This window comes from Qipengyuania sp. SM2507, from assembly GCF_053714505.1.
Genome location: NZ_CM132307.1, coordinates 204,782 through 225,305, shown reverse-complemented (window position 1 = coordinate 225,305; position 20,524 = coordinate 204,782). Strand labels below are relative to the sequence as shown.

Here is a 20,524-nt window from a genome sequence, read left to right as displayed (position 1 = left end):
CGCGAGTGGCGCAGTATTCGCCGGGCGCTTAGGGGCGCCCTTCACTCCCATTCAATCGTGCCAGGCGGCTTGCTGGTGTAATCGTACACCACCCGGTTGATGCCGCGCACCTCGTTGACGATGCGGGTCGCTATATTGGTCAGGAAACCGGCGTCGAAGGGATAGACATCGGCCGTCATGCCATCGGTGCTGGTCACCGCGCGCAACCCGCAGACATTGTCGTAGGTGCGCGCATCGCCCATCACCCCGACGGTCTTGACCGGGAGCAGCACCGCGAAGGCCTGCCAGATCGCATCGTAGAGCCCGGCGTTGCGGATTTCCTCCAGATAGATCGCATCGGCCTTGCGCAGGATGTCGCAGCGCTCCTTGGTCACTTCGCCGGGGATGCGGATCGCGAGGCCCGGGCCGGGGAAGGGATGGCGGCCGACGAAGGCTTCGGGCAGGCCGAGTTCGCGGCCCAGTTCGCGCACCTCGTCCTTGAACAGTTCGCGCAAGGGCTCGACCAGTTGCATGTTCATCCGCTCGGGCAGACCGCCGACATTGTGGTGGCTCTTGATCGTCACCGAGGGTCCGCCGGTGAAGCTGACGCTTTCGATGACATCCGGATAAAGTGTGCCCTGCGCGAGGAAATCGGCGCCGCCGATCGCCTTGGCCTCCTCCTCGAACACATCGATGAAGGTCTTGCCGATGAACTTGCGCTTGGCCTCGGGATCGGTGACCCCGGCGAGGCCCGAGAGGAAAAGTTCCTCGACATCGCGGTGCACGAGCGGGATGTTGTAGGAATTCTTGAACAGCGAGACGACCTGCTCGGCCTCGCCCTGCCGCATCAAGCCGTGATCGACGAAGACGCAGGTCAGCTGCTCGCCGATCGCCTCGTGGATCAGCACTGCGGCGACCGCCGAATCGACCCCGCCCGACAAGCCGCAAATCACCTTGCCATCCCCGACCTGCGCGCGGATCTCCGCGATCTTGGTCGCGCGAAATTCGGCCATGGTCCAGTCGCCCGCCAGCCCGCAGACATGGCGGACGAAATTGGCGATCAGCTTCGCACCGTCGGGTGTGTGGACCACTTCGGGGTGGAACTGGATGCCGTAGAAACGCCGCGCCTCGTCGGCAATCACCGCGAAGGGCGCGCCGTCGCTGGTGGCAACGATATCGAAGCCGGGCGCGAAGCGGGTGACCTTGTCGCCATGGCTCATCCACACCTGATGCCGCTCGCCGACTTCCCACAAGCCGTCGAACAGCGCGCAGGGCCGGGTGACCGTGAGGAAGGCACGGCCGAATTCGCCGCCTTCGCCGGTCTCGTGACCGGGGCGGACCTCGCCGCCGAGCTGCTGGGTCATCACCTGCTGGCCGTAGCAGATGCCGAGGATCGGTATGCCCGCCTCGAACAAGGCTTCGGGTGCACGCGGGCTACCCTCGTCGGGCACGCTGGCGGGCGAGCCCGAGAGGATCACCCCCTTGGGCTTCATCCGCGCGAAGGCTTCTTCCGCCATCGTATAGGGCGCGATTTCGGAATATACTCCGGCCTCGCGCACGCGGCGCGCGATCAGCTGGGTCACCTGGCTGCCGAAATCGACGATGAGGATGGAATCGGGGAGATGCGCTTGGTCCATGCGCGCCGCGTTAAGGCCTCGACGGGAACCCGTCCAGCGCGTGGAATCGGGCCGCCGCCACCAAGGGGGTTCGGAGCGCAATTCCAGCCCGATTTCCGCGCCGGACCGCCTCTTGCAAGAAATGCAACCATGCTGGATGTTTTCTCACTTTCGTGCGCTGGGTTGCAACATTATTACAGGCCCCACAGTCGACCAGCGGATGCCCCCCCTCCCGGTCGACACGTTCGGAACCCTCCCACGATGCGCGACGTCGTGCCGCGGTTTCCGGCCTTCCTTGCGGTGAGACCGGTCGCAACCAGCGATCCTCTCCCCCCCGATCGGCGACCGGTCCCGCAAGGCGATATGGCAGCGAGTAGAGACGCGGCCCCCTTCTCCCTCTCCCACCCTCCCGACGGTGGCCGCGTCTCGAAAGCACCCGCCAAGGGGGGCTTCGAGACAGGCTTGATCCCTCAGGCGGCCAATCGGTCAGCCAGGGAGCCCCCGGCGCACCGCTTCCTCGCGCAATTCGGTCTTGAGCAACTTGCCGATATGGCTGCGCGGCATGTCCTCGACCGCGTGCAATTGCGCAAGCCGCTGGGTCTTGCCCAGCCGCGCGTTGACCGCTGCGCGAATCGCTTGCGGCTCGCGCGCGCCCTCGGCCAGCACGACGAAGCCGACCGGGGTCTCGCCCCATTGTTCCGACGCGACGCCGATCACCGCAGCCTCCACCACATCCTCTTCCGCCATCAGCGCGTCTTCGAGATCGACCGGGTAGATGTTGAACCCGCCAGAGATGATCATATCCTTGGCGCGTCCGACCAGCTCGAGAAAGCCCTCGGCGTCGAGCCGACCGATATCGCCCATCCGCTGCCACACCTGCCCGGTCTCGGGGTGGGTCCAATAGCCCTCGCGGGTCTTGCCCGGCTGGTTCTTGTAACCCATCATCATCGCCGGACCGATGCCCACCAGATTGCCCGGGGTGCCCGGAGGAACGGGCCGGTCCTCGTCGTCGAGCACCAGCAATTCGCTCCCCGGCGCGGGCCGCCCGACGGTGTGCAGCTTGTCGCGATGCTCATGCGCCGCCAGCAGGCACACCACCCCGCCCTCGGTCATCGAATAGATCTCGATCAGCGCGCCGGGCATGCGTTCGAGCACCTCGGCCTTGAGTTCGGCGGAGAAGGGCGCCGAGGTGCAGTATTTGTAGCGCAGCGCCGAGAGATCGAAGTGGTCGAAGCGCGGCTCCTGCATCAGCCTTCGATACTGCACCGGTACCAGCATGGTGTGAGTGATCGCCTGCTCCTGAGCGAGCTCCAGCCAGCGCGATGCATCGAACTTGCCCATCACGGTGACTGTCCCGCCCGCCAGCAGCGGCGCGAGAAAGGCGACCATGGTGGTGTTGGAATAGAGCGGGGTCGAGGCGAGCGCGCGCACCGGCTCGTCGCTGGCGCGATAGCTCGCGGCGGTGGTGGCGAATTGCCGCCATCGCATCAGATGCGAATGGACTATCCCCTTTGGGGTGCCGGTGGTGCCCGAGGAATAGATGATGTTGAACGGGTCGCCCGGTTCGGGAGTGAAAGCGGGCGGGGTCGCGCCGGCGGGTGCCATCCAGCTCTCCAGCTCCTCGTCGAGCACGATCCGCGCCATGCCGGGGAAGCAGCCTTCGCCCAGCTCGGTCAGCTTGGCGCGGTCGATGAAGATGTGCCGCGCGCCGCTGTCTGCAGCCATGCCCGCGAGCTGTTCTGGGCTGGCGCTGGTGGTCAGCGGCGCGGCGACCCCGCCCGCGCGCACCGCGGCGAGAAACACCAGCGCGTAGGCAAGCGAGGAATAGCCAAGGATCGCGACCGACTGCCCGCGCTCCAGCCCGATCTCGACCAGCCGCGCCGCGATTCGGTCGAGCTTTTCATCCAGCGCACCCCAAGCAATCTCGCCGTGATCGTCGCGCAGCGCGAGCGCCTCGGGTTGCACCGCAGCCCAGCGGCGCAGGATGGTGTCGTAGGTGCCGAATTCGGCGGTCAGGTCGGCGGGTGTGGGAGCGGTTTCGTTCATGACGCGCGAGACTATCCGCCTCGTGGCCCGTGTCCAGTCAGCATTATCCAGTCAGCATTCGATGACGTTGACCGCCAGCCCGCCCTGGCTGGTTTCCTTGTACTTCGTCGACATGTCGAGCCCGGTCTGGCGCATGGTCTCGATCACCTGGTCGAGGCTGACGCAGCTTTCCGCCGCGGTGCGATGCAGCGCCAGCCGCGCGGCGTTGACCGCCTTGACCGCGCCGATCGCATTGCGCTCGATGCAGGGCACCTGCACGAGGCCCCCGACCGGATCGCAGGTGAGGCCCAGATTGTGCTCCATCCCGATTTCCGCCGCGCTGGCGACCTGGTCGGGGCTGGCGCCCCACAGCGCCGCGAGCCCGCCCGCAGCCATCGAACAGGCCACCCCGACCTCGCCCTGGCAGCCCATTTCGGCCCCCGAGATCGAGGCTCGCTGCTTGTAGAGCAGTCCGATAGCGCCCGCGGTGAGCAGGAAGGTACGGCGGCTCTCGTCGCAGCGCTGCTCCTCGGCGGTCTTGCAATAGAAGCGGATCACCGAAGGGATGATGCCTGCGGCGCCATTGGTAGGCGCGGTGACCACCCGGCCCCCGGCGGCGTTTTCTTCGTTCACCGCCATGGCGAAGCAGTTGAGCCAGTCGAACAATTGCTCGCGCTCGTTGGATTGCGGGCTGGCGGAGAGCTTGTCCCACAAATCAGGCGCGCGCCGCGTGACCTTGAGCCCGCCGGGCAGCACGCCGCGCTGGGTCAGCCCGCGCTCGATGCACTGATCCATGGCCTCGGCGACCCGGTCGAGCCCCGCGAGCGTTTCGGCGCGCGGGCGAAAGCTGTCCTCATTGGCGAGCGCGAGTTCGGCGATCGACAGGCCGGTGCGCGCGCATTGCGCAAGCAGCTCTTCAGCCGAGCCGAAGGGATGCGCCACAGATGTGCCTGCCGCGACTCGGTCGTTGGCGGGGCGCTTCTTCAATTGCGCCTCGGTGGCGACGAAACCGCCACCGGTGGAGTAGTACGTCCGTTCGAACAGCCTCGCACCCACATCGTCGAGCGCTGCCAGTCGCATGCCATTGGGGTGAAGTTCGGGGATGATGTGACCAGCGAGGTCGATGTCAGCGCGCGGATCGAAGGCGATGGCATGGCCGCCAGCCAGTTCGAGCCGCCCGGTTTCGCGCATGTCCGCGAGCGCCGTCGCCGCTTCGTCGGGGCAGGTGGTTTCAGGTTGAAAACCCATCAGTCCGAGCACCGCGGCATCGGGGGTGCCGTGGCCGATCCCGGTCAGCGCCAGCGAGCCCTGCAGCTCGACCGTCACCCGCGCGGCCCGCTCGAGTCCGCCCGCCTTGGTGAGCGCGCGGACGAACATGCCGCCGATCCGCATCGGCCCCACCGTGTGCGAGGAGGAGGGACCGATCCCGATCCGGAAGATGTCGAGCACGGAAAGCATAGGCTTCGAGATGGCCCCCTGCGCGCGGCAAAGCAAGTGGTTGCACCCGAAACCATCCCGGCCACAATTCGACCCACCGCTACAGCCCGGCGATCTGTGGGAAAGATCCGCGGTAAAACTTTGGGAATCCGCGGCTTTGCGCCTATATAGTGTCCATGAACGAAACACCCGAAACCAGCCCCGAGAACACTCCCGAAACCCCGGCCGCAGCGGCCCCCGAAACCAGAACCGACGGACCGCCGGTGCGGGTCCGCCAGGAAGGCGCCTATGGCGCGGATTCGATCAAGGTTCTCAAGGGCCTTGACGCGGTGCGCAAGCGCCCCGGCATGTATATCGGCGACACCGACGACGGCTCGGGCCTGCACCACATGGTGTTCGAGGTCTCGGACAATTCGATCGACGAGTCGCTGGCAGGCCATTGCGACCTGGTGCTGATCGAGCTGAACCCCGATGGTTCGGTCTCGGTCGAGGACAATGGCCGCGGCATCCCGGTGGACATGCACAAGGGCGAAGGCGTTTCCGCAGCAGAGGTCATCATGACCCAGCTCCATGCGGGCGGCAAGTTCGAGAACACGAATGACGACAACGCCTACAAGGTCTCGGGCGGGCTCCACGGGGTCGGCGTCTCGGTGGTCAACGCGCTGAGTGAATGGCTCGAGCTCAAGGTCTGGCGCGAAGGCAAGGAGCACTGGATCCGCTTCGAGCACGGCAATGCGGTTTCGCCGCTCGAGATCACCGGCGATGCCCCGCCGGTCGCAAGCTCGGGCGACGAGAACGGTCTCAAGAAGGGCACCCGCGTGACCTTCATGCCCTCGACCGACACCTTCAAGAACGTGCTCGAATTCGACTTCGACAAGCTCGAGCACCGCTATCGCGAGCTCGCCTTCCTCAATTCGGGCGTTCACATCCTGCTGCGCGACAGGCGCCACGAGGAAGTGGCCGAGCACGATCTCTATTACGAGGGCGGCATCGCGGCCTTCGTCAAATATCTCGACCGCAACAAGCAGCCCTTGTTCGTCGATCCGATCTCGGTCTCGGCCGAGAAGGACGGGATCGGCATCGATGTCGCGCTCGAATGGAACGACAGCTATTACGAGAACGTCCTCGCCTTCACCAACAACATCCCGCAGCGCGACGGCGGCACGCATCTCGCGGCCTTCCGCGCCGCGCTGACCCGGACGCTCAACAATTACGCGCAGAGCTCGGGACTGATGAAGAAAGAGAAGGTCACGCTTTCGGGCGAGGACATGCGTGAAGGGCTGACCGCAATCGTTTCAGTCAAGTTGCCCGACCCCAAGTTCGGTTCGCAGACCAAGGACAAGCTGGTCAGCTCCGAGGTCCGCCAGCCACTCGAGGCGCTGATGGGCGAGAAGATGAGCGAATGGCTGGAGGAAAACCCCGCCGACGCCAAATCGATCATCCAGAAGGTGATCGACGCCGCCGCCGCGCGCGAAGCAGCACGCCGCGCCCGCGAGATGAGCCGCAAGGGCGCGATGAGCATCGCCAGCCTGCCCGGCAAGCTGGCCGATTGCCAAGACCGCAATCCGGAAAATTGCGAGCTGTTCCTGGTCGAGGGCGATTCCGCCGGCGGCTCGGCCAAGCAGGGCCGCGATCGCCGGACGCAGGCGATCCTGCCACTCAAGGGCAAGATCCTCAACGTCGAGCGCGCGCGCTTCGACCGGATCATCTCGTCGAAAGAGGTCGGCACGCTGATCCAGGCGATGGGCACGGGCCTGCGCGACGAATTCACGCTCGACAAGCTGCGCTACCACAAGATCGTCATCATGACCGATGCCGATGTCGACGGCGCGCATATCCGCACGCTGCTGCTGACCTTCTTCCACCGCCAGATGCCCGAGATCATCCGCGCCGGGCACCTCTTCATCGCCCAGCCGCCGCTCTACAAGATCCAGAAGGGCAAGTCTGAGGTCTATCTCAAGGACCAGCCCGCCTACGACCGCTTCCTGGTCCAGACCGGGCTGCACGGCCGCCTGCTCGAAACCGCGGGGGGCACGCGCGGCGGGGCGGAACTGGCCGGGCTGGTCGAGCACGCGCTGCGGCTGCGCAATTTGTTCGGCTTCGTGCCGCGCAAATACAATTACGCTCTAATCGAGGCGATGGCGCTGGCGGGCGCGCTCGATCCCGAACTGACGAACCGCAGCGAGGCGCTGGCCAGCGCCGCGGCGCATCTCCAGATGGGCGACACCGAAGCGCGCTGGAGCGCCGAGATCGGCGAGGACGGCTTGGTCCGCTTCCGCCGCGCCTGGCGCGGGGTGACCGATGTCCACGAGATCGAGGCGGCTTTCCTCACCAGCGCCGAGGCGCGCAAGCTCCACCGCGTCGCGGGCGAGCACGCCGAGGTCTACCAGAGCCCCGTGCAATTGGTGAAGGGCAGCGAGGACGAGCCCGAAGCCGACGCTGCCGACGCCGCACCCGAGAGTACCCCGGACGGCGAGAGCGAGGCGCTCGCCATCGTCGACGACAGTTCGATCACCCTGCCCTCGCAGCTACTGGACGCCGTCATGGTGGCGGGGCGCAAGGGCCAGAAGGTCCAGCGCTACAAGGGTCTGGGCGAAATGAACGCCGAGCAATTGTGGGAGACCACGCTCGATCCCGACAACCGCGCGCTGCTGCAGGTCAAGGTCGAGGATGCCGACGTCACCGACGAGATCTTCACCCGGCTGATGGGCGATATCGTCGAACCGCGCCGCGAGTTCATCCAGGACAATGCGCTCAACGTCGCCAATCTCGATGTCTGATCGCGAATGAGCGAGACCGGCGACCAGCCGCCGCCGAAGGATCGAGCCGATTCGCTCACCGGCGACGCGATCGAGGCTTCCAGCGCCGAAAACCGCATCGAACGCGGTGGTTTCCTTGTGTTTCTGGCGCTGGCGACGCTCGCCTTCCTCGCGATCGCCTGGCCCTTCGCCGCGCCGATCCTGTGGGCGGCGCTGGCGGCGATCATCTTCCAGCCGCTCTATCGCCGCTTCCTCGACTGGCGCCCGGGGCACGAGAACCAGGCGGCGGTAGCGACGCTGCTGGTGGTCACCTTCGCCGTCGTCCTGCCGGCGGTGCTGATCGGTAGCGCGATCGTCGCGCAGGCGATCGAGCTGGTGGTCGCCTTCCAGGAAGGCCGGATCGACGTTGCCGGCTGGTTCGCGCAGATCATGGGCGCGCTGCCCACCAGGGTTCAGGCCTGGCTAGCGCAATCGGGCTGGGGCGATCTGGTCGCGGCGCAGAGCCGGATCCAGGATTTCGCCGAACAATCGGCCGGGCTGATCGCCACGCAGGCGCTGGCCATCGGCGGCGGCGTCGCGGGCTTCGTGCTGGCGCTCGGGGTCTCTCTCTATGTCGGCTATTTCTTTCTGCGCGACGGGAGCGCCATCAGCCGCGCGGTGGTTCGCGCGTTGCCGATGGAGCGCGCCATCGCCGAACAATTGGCCGACCGCTTCGTGACCATCGTGCGCGCCACCATCAAGGGATCTGGCGTGGTCGGGCTTGTCCAGGGCGCGCTGGGCGCCATCACCTTCTGGATCGTCGGCGTCCCCTCGGTGCTGCTGCTCGGACTGCTGATGGCGATCGCCTCGCTGCTGCCCGCGGTGGGACCGGCGCTGATCTGGGTGCCGGTGGCGATCTACCTGCTCGCCACCGGGGCGGTCTGGCAGGGGGTGGTGGTGGTCGCCTCGGGTGTCGCCATAGTTGGTCTGGCGGACAACCTGCTGCGCCCGATCCTGGTCGGCCGCGACACCGGCATTCCCGACTGGATGATCCTGGTGACCACGCTGGGCGGGCTCTCGCTGATCGGCCTCTCGGGGATCGTTCTCGGACCGCTCGCCGCCGGGATGTTCATCGCCGGCTGGTCGATTCTGAGCGAACAGCGAGAGCAAGCCTTCGGCGCCGCGACCGGCACCACGCCCGAAACCACGCAATGAACTGGCAGCCGCCCTCCTTTCCCCCGCAACGCCACCAGGCCACCCAGCAGCAGCAGGTCGGCCAGCTCATCATCGCGGGCGCGCTGGTGATCTTCCTGCCGCAACTGCCGCTGGGCAATTACCTGCTCTACCCCTTCACCATCCTGACCACCTGGTTCCACGAGATGGGCCACGGGCTGGCCGCGCTGACGCTGGGGTGGGAGTTCGAACGGCTGGTGCTGCTCTCCGACGGCTCGGGCTATGCCGAAAGCTATTCGCCCGCCAACCCGAGCGCCTTCGCCCAAGCTTTCATCAGCCTCGGCGGGCCGCTGGGGCCGAGCGTGATCGGCGCCGCGCTGATCGCGGCAACCCGTCGCCATGAACTGTGGCGGCCAGCGCTCTATGTGCTCGCCGGGATCATCCTAATCTCCACGCTGATCTGGGTGCGCAGCGTGGTTGGTTTTCTCATCCTGCCGCTGATCGCCGCCGCGCTGGTCGGGATCGCGTTCAGGGCGCGCGCGGGGCTGGTGCGTTTTGCGGTGCAGTTCCTCGGCGTGCTCGGCGCGCTCAGCATGCTGCGCGACTGGCACTACCTGTTTTCCTAAAGCGCCGTGATCGGCGGGCGCCCGATGCTGTCGGACACCGGCGCGCTCGAAGAAGCACTGTGGCTCCCCTACTGGCTCTGGGCGATCGTCATCATCGCGATCTCGGGAGCGATGGTCGGTGCCGCGCTCAAATATGCGCTTGCCGAGGACGGCGGCCCGCACCGCTGACCATCAGACCGCTGACGGTCAGCCGGGGCGGATCGGTCGCTCCTCGCTGTCATAGGTAACGGTGGTATCGATTTCGGTATCGCCGGTATCGCTGGTCGACTCTTTGCCCGGCCCGGCAGTCTCCTCCGCGTCGCGAACCATTTCCTCGAACAGCTTCTCGTAGTGGTTGAGCGCGCGGCGCATTTCCTCGGTGGTGGCTTCGCCCGCCTTGTCCGCGATCTCGTGCCCTTGGCGATAGTGATTGGCGACTTCGGCATGATGGACCGTCAGGTCCTCGTAGCGGCGGTCGAATTCCTGAACCGGGAAACCGCGCTTCTCCATCATCGCGCCCAGCAGCCGGTCGCCGCGGAGCACCGCTTCCTGCGGACTGTCGACGAACAGCGTCTTGGCCTCCTGCCATTCGCCGGTGAAGCGGTCCCGCTCCTCGCCGCTGAGCGGGCGAATGTGGAACTGCGAGACGCGCTGCTCGCGCTGTGCCAGATTGCGTTCGGCCTTGCCGCGTCCGCCGACCCGGTCGACCGTGCGGTCGTATTCATCGCCGTAGCGATCACGCAGCTTGGTCGTCGTGCGGCGGCGCAGGAAAAACCAGATCAGCGCCAGGACAATCACGATCGCCGCAATGATGATCAGGAATGTGGTGGTCTGGTCGGCCTGCATCGAAATTCTCCCCTTGGCCCGGGCTGCGCCTGCGGCGTCTCGGGCCTGCAGGGATAAACCCGCATCGCGCCGGTGCGTTCCTCAGGCCGCGCGTTCCTCAGGCGGCGCGCAGCCCCGAGAGACCGCGCGCGCCGCGGTCCTTGCCCGACAGCCCGGCGAACATGGTTTCGACGATCGCCGCGAGCTTGTCCTCGTTCAGCCGCTCGTCGAGCATCATCAGCACATCGGGCTGGGTGTAGGCGACCAGCATCTGGTTGATCAGCGAGAGCGCCTGGTCGATCTCGAGCCCCTCGAAAGCGCCGTCGACCTGCGCCTGCGCGATCAGTTCGCACAGGTAGTGATCGGCCAGATCGATATAGGAGCGCACCCGCTCGAAGCGGCGCGATCCCAGTTCGCACAGCAGCGCGAAGGCTTCGGGATCGCGGCGGTATTCCGTGCGGTTGTGAAGATAGCGACGCGCGAAGAATTCGTAGAATTTGCGGATCGTCGGCAGGTCGCTCGCGACCACCTCTTCCATCATCGCGACATGCGGCGCGAACCAGCGCTCGGTGGTGGCGTCGAACAAATCGCCTTCCTGCGGGAACAGCGCATCGATCCGCGCACGCGACAGGCCGGCTTCGACGGCGAGAATTTCGGGCGTGACCTCGGCACCGCGCTTGCCGGTCAGCTCGATCGCCATTTGCGCCAGCCGTTCGCGTTCGCGGGCCCTGTCTTCCCTCGTCACTTGCCGCGCCTCCTTGGTCGCCTGCTCCATCTAGCCCAAGCTTGCGAAGGTTTAAAGGCAGCGCGGCTGCAATCCCCGCCGCCGGTCGAGCGCTGGCGTCAGTCCGACGAACGCGGCGGACGGGGCACGAAACCCGCGGTGCGGCGCCGGTAGCGCGCATAAGCTTCGCCCTTGCGCTTCATCATGCCCTTTTCGAGCAATGCCGCGCCAGACCATCTGACCAGCAGGGCGGTGAGGACGATCGGTCCGATCACGGTCCAGGCAGCGACCCACCATCCCGCCGATGCCGCCGCGATCCAGATGCCCCACCAGATGCAGGCCTCGCCGAAGTAATTGGGATGGCGGGTGTAGCGCCACAGCCCGCTGTCGAGCACCGCGGTCTCTTCGCTGCGCCGCGCCTTGAAGCGCGCGAGCTGCCAGTCGCCGATCCATTCGAATGCGATCCCGATGACGAACAGCGCCAGCCCGACCAACGCCAGCCCGCTGACCGGCTGATCCCAGCTCGCCTCGAGAATGCCGTATTGCGCCGGGCTCGAAACCACGAACATCAGCAGCGCCTGGAGCAGGAACACCTTGACCAGCGCGGCCCATGCGAAACGCCCCCTGGCGCGGTCCGCGCGCAGCAGATGCGTATAGCGCGGGTCCTCGCCCTCGCGGCGCCAGCGCAGCAACAGATGCAGTCCCAGCCGCACGCCCCACACCACCACCATCGCCATCATCAGCGTCGCCAGCGGACCCGGCTCGGCCAGTTGCAGCCAGCTGAGCAAGGCCAGCAGCGCGATCCCGCCACCCCAGAAGGCATCGACGAAGGAGACATCCTTCACTTGCAGCGCCACCACCCAAAGGATCAACGCGAGCCCGAGCAGGATCGCCGCATTGGCCAGCAGTGCCTCGATAATCATCATGCGGGTCCTTCCCCCTGCTTGTCGTCCTCGCGCAAAGATTGCACCAGCCGTTCGAAACGCCCGCAATCGGGGCGCTTGGCACGGTAGAATTCCGCGATCTTTAGCAGATCAGCGCGATAATCGCCGCTCGGTATAATCGCCTCGCCCATCCCGCCGCGCCGGTTGGCATGATCGACCCAGGCAGGGACGATCGGAACCCCGGCTTTCAGCGCGATCTGGTAGAAGCCCGAGCGCCATTCGCCGCTCGATCCGCGCGAACCTTCGGGCGCGACCACCAGCGCCATGGCATCGGCGCGGTCGAAGGCGGCGACCACCTGATCGACCGAATTGGCGCGCTTGCTGCGATCGACAGAGATCCCGCCCATATCGCGCATGAAGCGCCCGAACGGCCAGCGGAACAGCGTGTGCTTGCCCATGAAACTGGGCGCGATCCCGACCGCATCCGCCACCCCGAGGAAGAACACGAAGTCCCAGTTCGAGGTATGCGGCGCGCCGGTGATGACGAATTTTTCGCAGGCGGGGCGGCTGCCCTCGAGCTGCCAGCCCCTGCGGCGATAAAGAGCCAGCAGCACGCGCATGACCAGCCGCGAGAGCAGCGATGGCTTGCGCGGGGTCATCGAGGGGTTCCGCCCGGGCGCGGAGGGAGCGACTGGCTCACATCCGGAACACGCCGAATTGCGGCCTTTCTGGGATCGGCGCCTCGAGCGTCGCGGCGAGTGCCAGGCCGAGCACGTCTCGGGTCTGCACGGGGTCGATCACCCCGTCGTCCCACAGCCGCGCGGTGGCGTAATAGGGATTGCCTTCGTCCTCGTATTTCTGCCGGATAGGGGCCTTGAAGGCCTCGGCCTCGTCCTCGCTCCAGCCATCCGCATCGCGGTGGACCGTGGCGAGCACGCTTGCTGCCTGCTCGCCGCCCATCACCGAAATCCGCGCATTGGGCCAGGTGAACAGGAAGCGTGGGCCATAGGCGCGCCCGCACATGCCGTAATTTCCCGCACCGAAGCTGCCGCCGATCACCACGGTGAGCTTGGGCACGGTGGCAGTGGCGACCGCGGTGACGAGCTTGGCGCCGTGCTTGGCGATCCCCTCGGCCTCGTATTTGCCGCCGACCATGAAGCCCGAGATATTCTGCAGGAACAGCAGCGGGATGCGCCGCTGCTGCGCCAGTTCGATGAAATGCGCGCCCTTGACCGCGCTTTCGGAGAACAGCACGCCATTGTTGGCGAGGATCGCCACCGGCATCCCCCAGATATGCGCGAAACCGCACACCAGCGTGCTGCCGTAATGCGCCTTGAACTCGTGGAACTCGCTGCCGTCGACCACCCGCGCGATTACCTCGTGGACATCGTAGGGCGCGCGGACATCGTCGGGGACGAGGGCGTAGAGGTCCTCCGCGTCGAACACCGGCGGGACCGGTTCGCGCAGCTCGACCGCCTTCGCTTCCTCGGGGTTTTCGCCCAGATGGCTGACGATATCGCGCACAATTGTGAGCGCGTGCTCGTCGTTCTCCGCCAGATGATCGACCACCCCCGATTTCTTTGCGTGGAGGTCGCCGCCACCCAGGTCCTCAGCCGAAATTTCCTCGCCCGTCGCGGCCTTCACCAGCGGCGGTCCGGCGAGGAAGATCGTGCCCTGATTGCGGACGATCACGCTCTCGTCGGACATGGCGGGCACATAGGCGCCACCCGCGGTGCAGCTGCCCATCACGCAGGCGATCTGCGGGATGCCGAGCGCGGACATATTCGCCTGGTTGAAGAAGATGCGCCCGAAATGCTCGCGATCGGGGAAGACCTCGGCCTGATGCGGCAGGTTGGCGCCGCCACTGTCGACCAGATAGATGCACGGCAGCCGGTTCTCCTGCGCGATCTCCTGCGCACGCAGATGCTTCTTGACCGTCATCGGGTAGTAGGTGCCGCCCTTCACGGTGGCATCGTTGCACACGATCATGCACTGCCGCCCCGATACGCGGCCGATCCCGGCGATCATGCCCGCGCCGGGGATGTCGTCACCGTCATACAGCCCATTGGCGGCGAGCTGGCCCACTTCGAGGAAAGGTGAGCCCGGATCGAGCAGCCGCTCCACCCGCTCGCGGGGCAGCAGCTTGCCGCGCGAGACATGCCGCTCGCGGCTGCGTTCGGGCCCGCCCAGCGCCGCCTCGGCAACGCTGGCGCGCAGATCGTCCGCTAGCGCCTTATTGTGCGCAAACCGCGCCTTCGCCTCGGCGCTGTCGCGGTCGAGCGTGGAGGTGAGAGTGGGTGCGGTCACGAAAAATTCGCCCCGATCAGCTCGCGCCCGATCAGCATCCGCCGGATTTCATTGGTGCCCGCACCGATGTCGAGCAGCTTGGCGTCGCGCATGTAGCGTTCCACCGGCCAGTCGAGCGTATAGCCCGCGCCGCCCAGCGCCTGGATGCTTTCGGCGGCCACGCGGAAGGCGTTTTCCGACGACAGCAGGATCACGCCCGCAGCGTCGAAGCGCGTGGTCTGCCCCGCATCGCACGCCTTGGCGACGGCGTAGGTGTAAGCGCGCGCCGATTGCAGCGCGACATACATGTCCGCCACCTTGGCCTGCATCAGCTGGAAGCTGCCGATCGGCTTTCCGAACTGCTTGCGCTCGCGCAGATAGGGGATGACCGTGTCGAGGCAGGCCTGCATGATGCCCAGCTGGATGCCCGACAGAACCACGCGCTCGTAATCGAGCCCGCTCATCAGCACGCCGACCCCGCCGCCGACCGCGCCCATCACGTTTTCTTGCGGAACCTCGCAATCGTCGAACACCAGCTCGGCGGTGGGAGAACCGCGCATGCCGACCTTCTCGATCTTCTGGCCGATCGAGAAGCCGGGCATGTCCTTTTCGATCAGGAAGGCGGTGATGCCGCGCGATCCGGCTGTGGTATCGGTCTTGGCATAGACCACCAGCGTATCGGCATAGGGTGCGTTGGTGATCCAGAACTTGGTGCCGTTGAGGACATAGCCGCCCTCAACCTGCTCGGCCTTGAGCTTCATCGAGACGACATCCGAACCGGCACCCGCCTCGCTCATCGCCAGGCTGCCGACATGCTCGCCCGAGACGAGCTTGGGCAGATATTTCGCCTTCTGTTCGTCATTGCCCCAGCGCGCGATCTGGTTGATGCACAGGTTCGAATGCGCGCCGTAGCTGAGCCCGACCGAGGCGCTGGCGCGGCTGACCTCCTCGACCGCAATGACGTGTTCGAGATAGCCCAGCCCGAGCCCGCCATCGGCTTCGGCCACGGTAATGCCGTGCAGCCCCAGCTCGCCCATCGGCTCCCATAGCTCGCGCGGGAACCAGTCCTCGCGATCGACCTTCTGCGCCAGCGGGGCGATCTGTTCGTCGGCGAAGCGCTCCACCGTCTCGCGGATCATCTCGCCGCTCTCGCCGAGCTGGAAATCGAAATCGGGGGTCGCGCGCATAACTGCTCCTGTTGCGGGCCTCGTTGCGGGCCGTTTCCGGCGGGGCACTCGCTTGTCGGGGGCGCGATAGCGGGGTTGCGGGCGGCGGGCAAACGGCAAGCCGCGATGGGCCCCGCGATGATTCGAAATCCTTGCCTTATCGGGGTCTTGCGCTATGGCGCTGCGGCCCATGAGCTTGGCAAGATTCCCCCTCTGGCCCAGTCGCAAGCCCGCCGATCCCGCGCGATCGGAAGAGCGCGACCGTGCCCGGGTGATCGCCGCGCATGGCGTGGACGCGGTGGAGGACGATCCCGAGCTGCAGCGGATCGTCGAATTCGCCGCGCAATTGTGCGCGGCACCGGTCTCGATGGTCACCGTGGTCGAGGAACACCGCCAGCGTTTTGTGGCGAGAACAGGGGTGGACGAGCGCGAGACCCCGCGCCCGACAAGCTTCTGCGCGCATGCCATGCTCGAACGCGCGCCGATGGTCGTACCCGACACCACTCTCGACCCGCGCTTTGCCGACAATCCGCTGGTCATCGGCGAACCGCGGGTGCGCTTCTATGCCGGCGCGCCGCTGATATCGAGCGAAGGCACGCCGCTGGGCGCGCTGTGCGTGATCGATTTGGAGCCGCGCCCCGGGGGGCTGACCGATTTCCAGGCCGAAGGGCTGAGCGTGCTCGCCGATGCGGTGATGCGGCGGCTGACATTCGAGCGCCAGTCGCGCGCCGCCGATGCCCATCTCAGCCGCAGCGAACAGCGCGTGCGCCAGCTCGCCGAGCATCTCCCGGTCTATGCCTGGGCCGCGAATGCCGAAGGGAGTATCGACTACGCCAACCAGCCGTTCCTCGACTATTGCGGGACCAGCGATCTCGCCACCATCGATTTCGCCCAGATGATCCATCCCGACAATCTCGAGGAAGTGCGCGAGGCGCGGCGGATCTCGCGCGAGACCGCCTCGCGCTGGGAAGCCAAGGCGCAGGTCATGCGTCACGACGGGATCTACCGCTGGATGATCCTGCGCGCCTGGCCGGTAATGATCGGCGACGAGCCGCCCGAAGCCTGGTTCGGCGCTGCGGTCGATATCGACGATCTCCACCGCCTGTCCGATTCGCGCGACCTGCTCGCGCGCGAGCTGTCGCACCGGATCAAGAACATCTTCGCGGTGGTTTCGGGCCTGGTTTCGGTGCGCGCGCGCGCGTGGCCGCAAGCCAGGGAATTCGCCGACGAACTGCAATCGACGATCCGCGCGCTGGGCCGCGCGCATGACTATGTCCGCCCCTTCGAGGGTCGCAAGGGGTCCAGCCTGCAAGGGCTGCTGGAGGATCTGCTCGAACCCTATCGCGACGCGCAGGGCGGCAAGGTTTCGGTGCTCGGCGACGATTGCACGATCGGCGAAAAGGCGGCGACCCCGCTGGCGCTGATCTTCCACGAACTGGCGACCAATTCGGCCAAATACGGTGCGCTGGGCCGCGCAGCGGGTTCGGTCTCGATTCGTATTGCCACCGCCGACGACACCGTGACCGCCGACTGGTTCGAAAACGGATTGAGCCCGGGCGATCGCGACGACGCGGGCGAGGGCTTCGGCTCGCGGCTGCTGCGCATGGCGGTCGAGGGCCAGCTAAATGGCCAGTTCGAACGCCGCTTCGAAGACGATACGCTGCGTGTCGCGCTGACGCTGTCGCGCGCGGCGGTCGAAGCGGCCGACTGAAACCACGGCCCGACCCCCATGCGAAGGGGTCGCGTTTCCCGGGCGGGTTTCCTATGCAGGGCGCGCCCAAGGAGAAACCCATGAAATCCGCCATCGCCATCCTCACCGGTTTTACCCTGCTGGGCGCCTGCAGCGACGGATCGGACCAGAGCGCAGCGCTCGAAACCCCGCAGCAGACCGTGGCCAAGGGCGGCAGCGCCAAGGCCTCGCCCACCCCCGAACCGCCGCCGCTGCCCAATGAATTCTCGCGCACCGCCTGGCGCGCGCGCGACGAGAACGGCGCGCTCTACACCACCTTCCTCGATCCCGGCGGTCGCTATCGCGACATGCGCAATGGCGACCCGTGGCAGCAGGGGGCGTGGGAATACGACGAGGAAGACCGGATCTGCTTCACCCCCGATGCCGAGGATTCGCTGGACCAGTGCTGGCGGCCCGAGCGGATGGACCAGTCGGGTCATATGATCGTCACCAGTGCCAGCGGGCGGCGGGTCCAGCTCGAAAGCGTCGAATACCGTCGGCCCGAAGCGCCGGTCGAAGGCGAGACCGGGCGCGAAGACAGCGAAGCAGCGGCGGCCGCGGCCTCGTGAACCCCGCCCCGGCGGCGCTCGAGTTCGACCGCGTCGGGCGCCGCTACGGCGCGATCCGCGCGGTCGACGGGGTATCGCTGAGCATCGCATCGGGCGAATTCGTCGCGCTGGTGGGGGCCTCGGGGTCGGGCAAGTCGACACTGCTCAAGACGGTCAACCGGCTGGTCGTCCCCGATGCGGGGCGCGTGCTGTTCGAGGGCGAGGACACCGCATCGCTGCCGCTCGCCGCGCTGCGCCGCAAGCTCGGCTACGTCTTCCAGGGCATCGGGTTGTTCCCGCATATGAGCGTGGGCGAGAACATAGCGATCGGCCCGCGGCTGGCGGGCGAGAGGCTGACATCTGAGCGGATCGCGCAATTGCTCGAACTGGTCGAGCTCGAACCCGCCATGGCCGCGCGATTGCCGGAAGCGCTGTCCGGCGGGCAGCGCCAGCGCGTCGGGGTAGCGCGCGCGCTGGCGGGCGAACCGCATCTGCTGCTGATGGACGAACCCTTCGGCGCGCTCGACCCGATCACCCGCGCCGCGCTGGGGCACAAGGTGCGCGAATTGCACGAGCGGCTCGCGCTGACCACGGTGATGGTAACGCACGACATGGCCGAGGCGCTGCTGCTCGCCAGCCGGGTGCTGGTGATGGATGGCGGGCGGATCGTCACCGACGAGGCGCCGCATGCGCTGCTCGCCGGCCAAGGGGGAGACGTGGCACAGGGCCTCGTCGCGGTCCCGCGCGACCAGGCCGGGCGGCTGGCACAGATGACACGCGAGGGCGCGGCATGAGTGATTTCTGGCCGCTGCTGCTGGGTTTGGGCGACGAGCTCGCCGCGCATGTCCTGCTTTCGGCCGCAGCGATCGGACTGGGGATCGCCATGGCGCTGCCGCTGGCGGTCTGGGCGGGTCGCTCGGAGAGCGTGTCGCGGGTGGCGCTGGGGTTCGCCAGCCTGGTCCAGACGATCCCCGCGCTGGCGCTGCTGGCGCTGTTCTTCCCGATCCTGCTAAGCTTGCGCGCGGTATTCGGCGAAGGCTTGCCTACGCTGGGTTTCCTCCCCGCGCTGCTGGCGCTGGCGCTCTATGCGCTGCTGCCGATCCTGCGCAATGCGGTGACCGCGCAGGCCAATCTCGACCCCGGGGTGATCGAAGCGGCTGACGGGGTCGGGATGAGCCAGTGGCAGAAGTTGCGGCTGGTCGAGGCCCCGCTCGCCGCACCCTTTGTCATGGCGGGTATCCGTACCGCGGCGGTCTGGACCATCGGCGCGGCGACGCTGTCGACCACCATCGGACAGCAGAGCCTGGGCGATCCGATCTTCGCCGGGCTGCAGACGCAGAACTGGGCGCTGGTGCTCGCCGGCTGCCTCGCTTCCGCCGGACTGGCGCTCAGCGCCGACCTGCTGCTGGGGCTGGTCGAGCGCGGCTTCGCGCAGCGCCGCCGCGCGCTGTGGCTGGGCGGGATAGCGGCGGTGCTGCTGGGGATCGCCGCTGCGCTGGCGGCCCAATTCGCCCCCACCTTGCGCGGCGACAGTCGCGACACCCTGGTGATCGGCGCCAAGCAGTTCTCCGAACAATATATCCTCGCCCGGCTGATCGGCCAGCGGCTCGAACAGGCGGGCTATGCGGTGGAGTATCGCGACGGGCTGGGGTCGGCGGTGGTCCACAGCGCGGTCACCACCGGGGCCATCGATGTCGCGATCGACTACACGGGCACGCTGTGGACCAACCAGATGCGCCGCGAGGACAATCCCGGGCGCGAGGCGATGTACGATGCGATCGTCGCATGGAAGCGCGACACCAGCGACGCGCGCATCCTCGGCCGGCTGGGGTTCGAGAACGCCTATGCCTTCGCCATGCGCGCCGACCGCGCGCAGGAACTGGGCGTGCGCAACCTCGCCGATCTCGCGCGCGTCGCCCCGCGCCTGACCGTTGGCGGCGATCCCGAATTCTTCGAGCGGCCCGAATGGGTGGCGGTGCGCGAAGCCTATGGCCTGCGCTTTGCGCGGCAACGTAATTTCTCTCCCACCTTCATGTACAATGCACTGCGCTCGGGCGGCGCCGATGTGATCAGCGCCTATACCTCAGATGGGCGGATCGCGGCGGACAGGCTGCTGGTGCTCGAGGACCCGCGCGAGGCACTACCAAGCTACGATGCGTTGATCGTGCTGGGCCCCGAGGCGCAAAGCGATCCCCGGCTGGTGGCCGCGCTCGAACCCCTGCTCGGCGCGATCGACGTCGCGGCGATGCGCGAGGCCAATTTCGCGGTCGACCGGATGGAGGACAAGCGCTCGCCCGCCGAGGCCGCGCGCGATTTGGCGGGGCGGATCGGGCTCTAGTTGGCTTTGGTCCAGACCTGCGTCTGGCAGAACGGGCCGAGGCAGCCCTTCACCTCGAGCCTGCCGTTCGCCAGCCGGCGCACCACCGAGCGGTAGTCCTTGCCGCTCTTGGGGTCGTAGATCCGTCCGCGCCAGACATCGCCGTCCTCGGTGAAACTGGTCAGGACCGGCATTCCGAGAATGCGGCGACTGCGCTTGGCGGGGTCGGGATTGTTGACGTCCCGCTGGCCGGCACCCTCGGGCGGGGGTTTCAGGAAACGGCTGATCTTCCCGCAATAGCTGCGCCCGCACTCCCCGACCGCGATCACCGCGTCCTTCTCCTCGGTCACCCAATTGCCCGTTATCGGCGCAGCGGCGATCGCGGGTCCTGCAGTCAACGCGGCGGCAGCGGCAAGGGCGATAGAGGCGAATTTCATCGGCAATTCCTTCTGGGTGGCAAAGCGGGTGTGGT

Annotated in this window: 18 protein-coding genes; 8 read left to right on the top strand and 10 right to left on the bottom strand. The window is 66.9% G+C overall.

What is annotated here, in order from left to right; all coding sequences use genetic code 11:
- Positions 1 to 41: 41 nt before the first annotated feature.
- The 3 genes from guaA to ACWIKC_RS01005 form a co-directional block, all read right to left on the bottom strand.
- Positions 42 to 1,616 carry a glutamine-hydrolyzing GMP synthase gene (gene guaA, locus ACWIKC_RS01015; RefSeq protein ID WP_454598287.1) on the bottom strand — a complete coding sequence of 525 codons (1,575 nt, stop codon included), beginning with the start codon at positions 1,614 to 1,616 and terminating at the stop codon, positions 42 to 44.
- Between the two features lie 465 nt (positions 1,617 to 2,081).
- Entirely contained in the window at positions 2,082 to 3,641 is a 1,560-nt protein-coding gene (locus ACWIKC_RS01010; RefSeq protein ID WP_454598286.1) for a class I adenylate-forming enzyme family protein, read from the bottom strand.
- A 51-nt stretch (positions 3,642 to 3,692) separates the two neighbouring features.
- Complete coding sequence (locus tag ACWIKC_RS01005) at positions 3,693 to 5,078, bottom strand: L-serine ammonia-lyase (protein WP_454598285.1); 1,386 nt, start codon at positions 5,076 to 5,078, stop codon at positions 3,693 to 3,695.
- A gap of 155 nt (positions 5,079 to 5,233) precedes the next feature.
- On the opposite strand from ACWIKC_RS01005, the gene gyrB reads away from it, so the two are divergent.
- From gyrB to ACWIKC_RS00985, 4 genes are read left to right on the top strand one after another with little or no spacing between them, the layout of a single operon-like run.
- Entirely contained in the window at positions 5,234 to 7,837 is a 2,604-nt protein-coding gene (gene gyrB / locus ACWIKC_RS01000; RefSeq protein ID WP_454598284.1) for a DNA topoisomerase (ATP-hydrolyzing) subunit B, read from the top strand.
- Positions 7,838 to 7,843: 6 nt separating this feature from the next.
- Positions 7,844 to 9,010 (top strand): AI-2E family transporter, encoded by a 1,167-nt coding sequence (locus tag ACWIKC_RS00995; protein ID WP_454598283.1) that lies wholly within the window; start codon positions 7,844 to 7,846, stop codon positions 9,008 to 9,010.
- A complete protein-coding gene (locus ACWIKC_RS00990; protein ID WP_454598282.1) occupies positions 9,007 to 9,594 on the top strand; it encodes a M50 family metallopeptidase in 588 nt (195 codons plus the stop codon). Before ACWIKC_RS00995 ends, ACWIKC_RS00990 begins: the two co-directional genes overlap by 4 nt.
- 6 nt (positions 9,595 to 9,600) lie before the next feature.
- Positions 9,601 to 9,762, top strand: coding sequence for a hypothetical protein (locus tag ACWIKC_RS00985; protein WP_454598281.1), 162 nt, complete (start codon positions 9,601 to 9,603; stop codon positions 9,760 to 9,762).
- A gap of 18 nt (positions 9,763 to 9,780) precedes the next feature.
- On the opposite strand, the gene ACWIKC_RS00980 is transcribed toward ACWIKC_RS00985, so the two are convergent.
- The 6 genes from ACWIKC_RS00980 to ACWIKC_RS00955 all read right to left on the bottom strand — a co-directional run bounded on the left by ACWIKC_RS00980 (position 9,781) and on the right by ACWIKC_RS00955 (position 15,479).
- On the bottom strand, positions 9,781 to 10,419 hold the full coding sequence (locus ACWIKC_RS00980; RefSeq protein WP_454598280.1) for a hypothetical protein: 639 nt from the start codon (positions 10,417 to 10,419) through the stop codon (positions 9,781 to 9,783).
- Positions 10,420 to 10,516: 97 nt separating this feature from the next.
- Positions 10,517 to 11,143: a hypothetical protein gene (locus tag ACWIKC_RS00975; protein WP_454598279.1), complete on the bottom strand. Its 627-nt coding sequence runs from the start codon at positions 11,141 to 11,143 to the stop codon at positions 10,517 to 10,519.
- Positions 11,144 to 11,241: 98 nt separating this feature from the next.
- On the bottom strand, positions 11,242 to 12,048 hold the full coding sequence (locus ACWIKC_RS00970; RefSeq protein ID WP_454598278.1) for a DUF1295 domain-containing protein: 807 nt from the start codon (positions 12,046 to 12,048) through the stop codon (positions 11,242 to 11,244).
- On the bottom strand, positions 12,045 to 12,665 hold the full coding sequence (locus ACWIKC_RS00965; RefSeq protein ID WP_454598277.1) for a lysophospholipid acyltransferase family protein: 621 nt from the start codon (positions 12,663 to 12,665) through the stop codon (positions 12,045 to 12,047). The genes ACWIKC_RS00970 and ACWIKC_RS00965 overlap by 4 nt, the downstream gene beginning before the upstream one ends.
- A gap of 37 nt (positions 12,666 to 12,702) precedes the next feature.
- The gene (locus ACWIKC_RS00960; protein ID WP_454598276.1) at positions 12,703 to 14,313 is read right to left on the bottom strand and encodes a carboxyl transferase domain-containing protein; all 1,611 of its coding nucleotides are present in this window, start codon (positions 14,311 to 14,313) and stop codon (positions 12,703 to 12,705) included.
- Complete coding sequence (locus ACWIKC_RS00955) at positions 14,310 to 15,479, bottom strand: isovaleryl-CoA dehydrogenase (RefSeq protein WP_454598275.1); 1,170 nt, start codon at positions 15,477 to 15,479, stop codon at positions 14,310 to 14,312. The genes ACWIKC_RS00960 and ACWIKC_RS00955 overlap by 4 nt, the downstream gene beginning before the upstream one ends.
- A gap of 169 nt (positions 15,480 to 15,648) precedes the next feature.
- Between ACWIKC_RS00955 and ACWIKC_RS00950 the strand changes: the two genes are divergently transcribed.
- The 4 genes from ACWIKC_RS00950 (at position 15,649) to ACWIKC_RS00935 (ending at position 20,073) form a co-directional block, all read left to right on the top strand.
- Complete coding sequence (locus ACWIKC_RS00950) at positions 15,649 to 17,169, top strand: sensor histidine kinase (protein ID WP_454598274.1); 1,521 nt, start codon at positions 15,649 to 15,651, stop codon at positions 17,167 to 17,169.
- Positions 17,170 to 17,249: 80 nt separating this feature from the next.
- Positions 17,250 to 17,756, top strand: coding sequence for a hypothetical protein (locus ACWIKC_RS00945; RefSeq protein WP_454598273.1), 507 nt, complete (start codon positions 17,250 to 17,252; stop codon positions 17,754 to 17,756).
- The gene (locus ACWIKC_RS00940; protein ID WP_454598272.1) at positions 17,753 to 18,529 is read left to right on the top strand and encodes an ATP-binding cassette domain-containing protein; all 777 of its coding nucleotides are present in this window, start codon (positions 17,753 to 17,755) and stop codon (positions 18,527 to 18,529) included. Before ACWIKC_RS00945 ends, ACWIKC_RS00940 begins: the two co-directional genes overlap by 4 nt.
- Entirely contained in the window at positions 18,526 to 20,073 is a 1,548-nt protein-coding gene (locus tag ACWIKC_RS00935; RefSeq protein ID WP_454598271.1) for a glycine betaine ABC transporter substrate-binding protein, read from the top strand. Before ACWIKC_RS00940 ends, ACWIKC_RS00935 begins: the two co-directional genes overlap by 4 nt.
- On the opposite strand, the gene ACWIKC_RS00930 is transcribed toward ACWIKC_RS00935, so the two are convergent.
- Positions 20,070 to 20,489 carry a DUF2147 domain-containing protein gene (locus tag ACWIKC_RS00930; protein ID WP_454598270.1) on the bottom strand — a complete coding sequence of 140 codons (420 nt, stop codon included), beginning with the start codon at positions 20,487 to 20,489 and terminating at the stop codon, positions 20,070 to 20,072. The genes ACWIKC_RS00935 and ACWIKC_RS00930 overlap by 4 nt on opposite strands.
- Between the last annotated feature and the right edge of the window lie 35 nt (positions 20,490 to 20,524).

What these genes read in the sequence shown, in the direction of transcription:
- guaA (WP_454598287.1), bottom strand. Translation starts at nt 1,616, where the DNA reads ATGGACCAAGCGCATCTCCCCGATTCCATCCTCATCGTCGATTTCGGC.
- ACWIKC_RS01010 (WP_454598286.1), bottom strand. Translation starts at nt 3,641, where the DNA reads ATGAACGAAACCGCTCCCACACCCGCCGACCTGACCGCCGAATTCGGC.
- ACWIKC_RS01005 (WP_454598285.1), bottom strand. Translation starts at nt 5,078, where the DNA reads ATGCTTTCCGTGCTCGACATCTTCCGGATCGGGATCGGTCCCTCCTCC.
- gyrB (WP_454598284.1), top strand. Translation starts at nt 5,234, where the DNA reads ATGAACGAAACACCCGAAACCAGCCCCGAGAACACTCCCGAAACCCCG.
- ACWIKC_RS00995 (WP_454598283.1), top strand. Translation starts at nt 7,844, where the DNA reads ATGAGCGAGACCGGCGACCAGCCGCCGCCGAAGGATCGAGCCGATTCG.
- ACWIKC_RS00990 (WP_454598282.1), top strand. Translation starts at nt 9,007, where the DNA reads ATGAACTGGCAGCCGCCCTCCTTTCCCCCGCAACGCCACCAGGCCACC.
- ACWIKC_RS00980 (WP_454598280.1), bottom strand. Translation starts at nt 10,419, where the DNA reads ATGCAGGCCGACCAGACCACCACATTCCTGATCATCATTGCGGCGATC.
- ACWIKC_RS00970 (WP_454598278.1), bottom strand. Translation starts at nt 12,048, where the DNA reads ATGATGATTATCGAGGCACTGCTGGCCAATGCGGCGATCCTGCTCGGG.
- ACWIKC_RS00965 (WP_454598277.1), bottom strand. Translation starts at nt 12,665, where the DNA reads ATGACCCCGCGCAAGCCATCGCTGCTCTCGCGGCTGGTCATGCGCGTG.
- ACWIKC_RS00955 (WP_454598275.1), bottom strand. Translation starts at nt 15,479, where the DNA reads ATGCGCGCGACCCCCGATTTCGATTTCCAGCTCGGCGAGAGCGGCGAG.
- ACWIKC_RS00950 (WP_454598274.1), top strand. Translation starts at nt 15,649, where the DNA reads ATGAGCTTGGCAAGATTCCCCCTCTGGCCCAGTCGCAAGCCCGCCGAT.
- ACWIKC_RS00945 (WP_454598273.1), top strand. Translation starts at nt 17,250, where the DNA reads ATGAAATCCGCCATCGCCATCCTCACCGGTTTTACCCTGCTGGGCGCC.
- ACWIKC_RS00935 (WP_454598271.1), top strand. Translation starts at nt 18,526, where the DNA reads ATGAGTGATTTCTGGCCGCTGCTGCTGGGTTTGGGCGACGAGCTCGCC.
- ACWIKC_RS00930 (WP_454598270.1), bottom strand. Translation starts at nt 20,489, where the DNA reads ATGAAATTCGCCTCTATCGCCCTTGCCGCTGCCGCCGCGTTGACTGCA.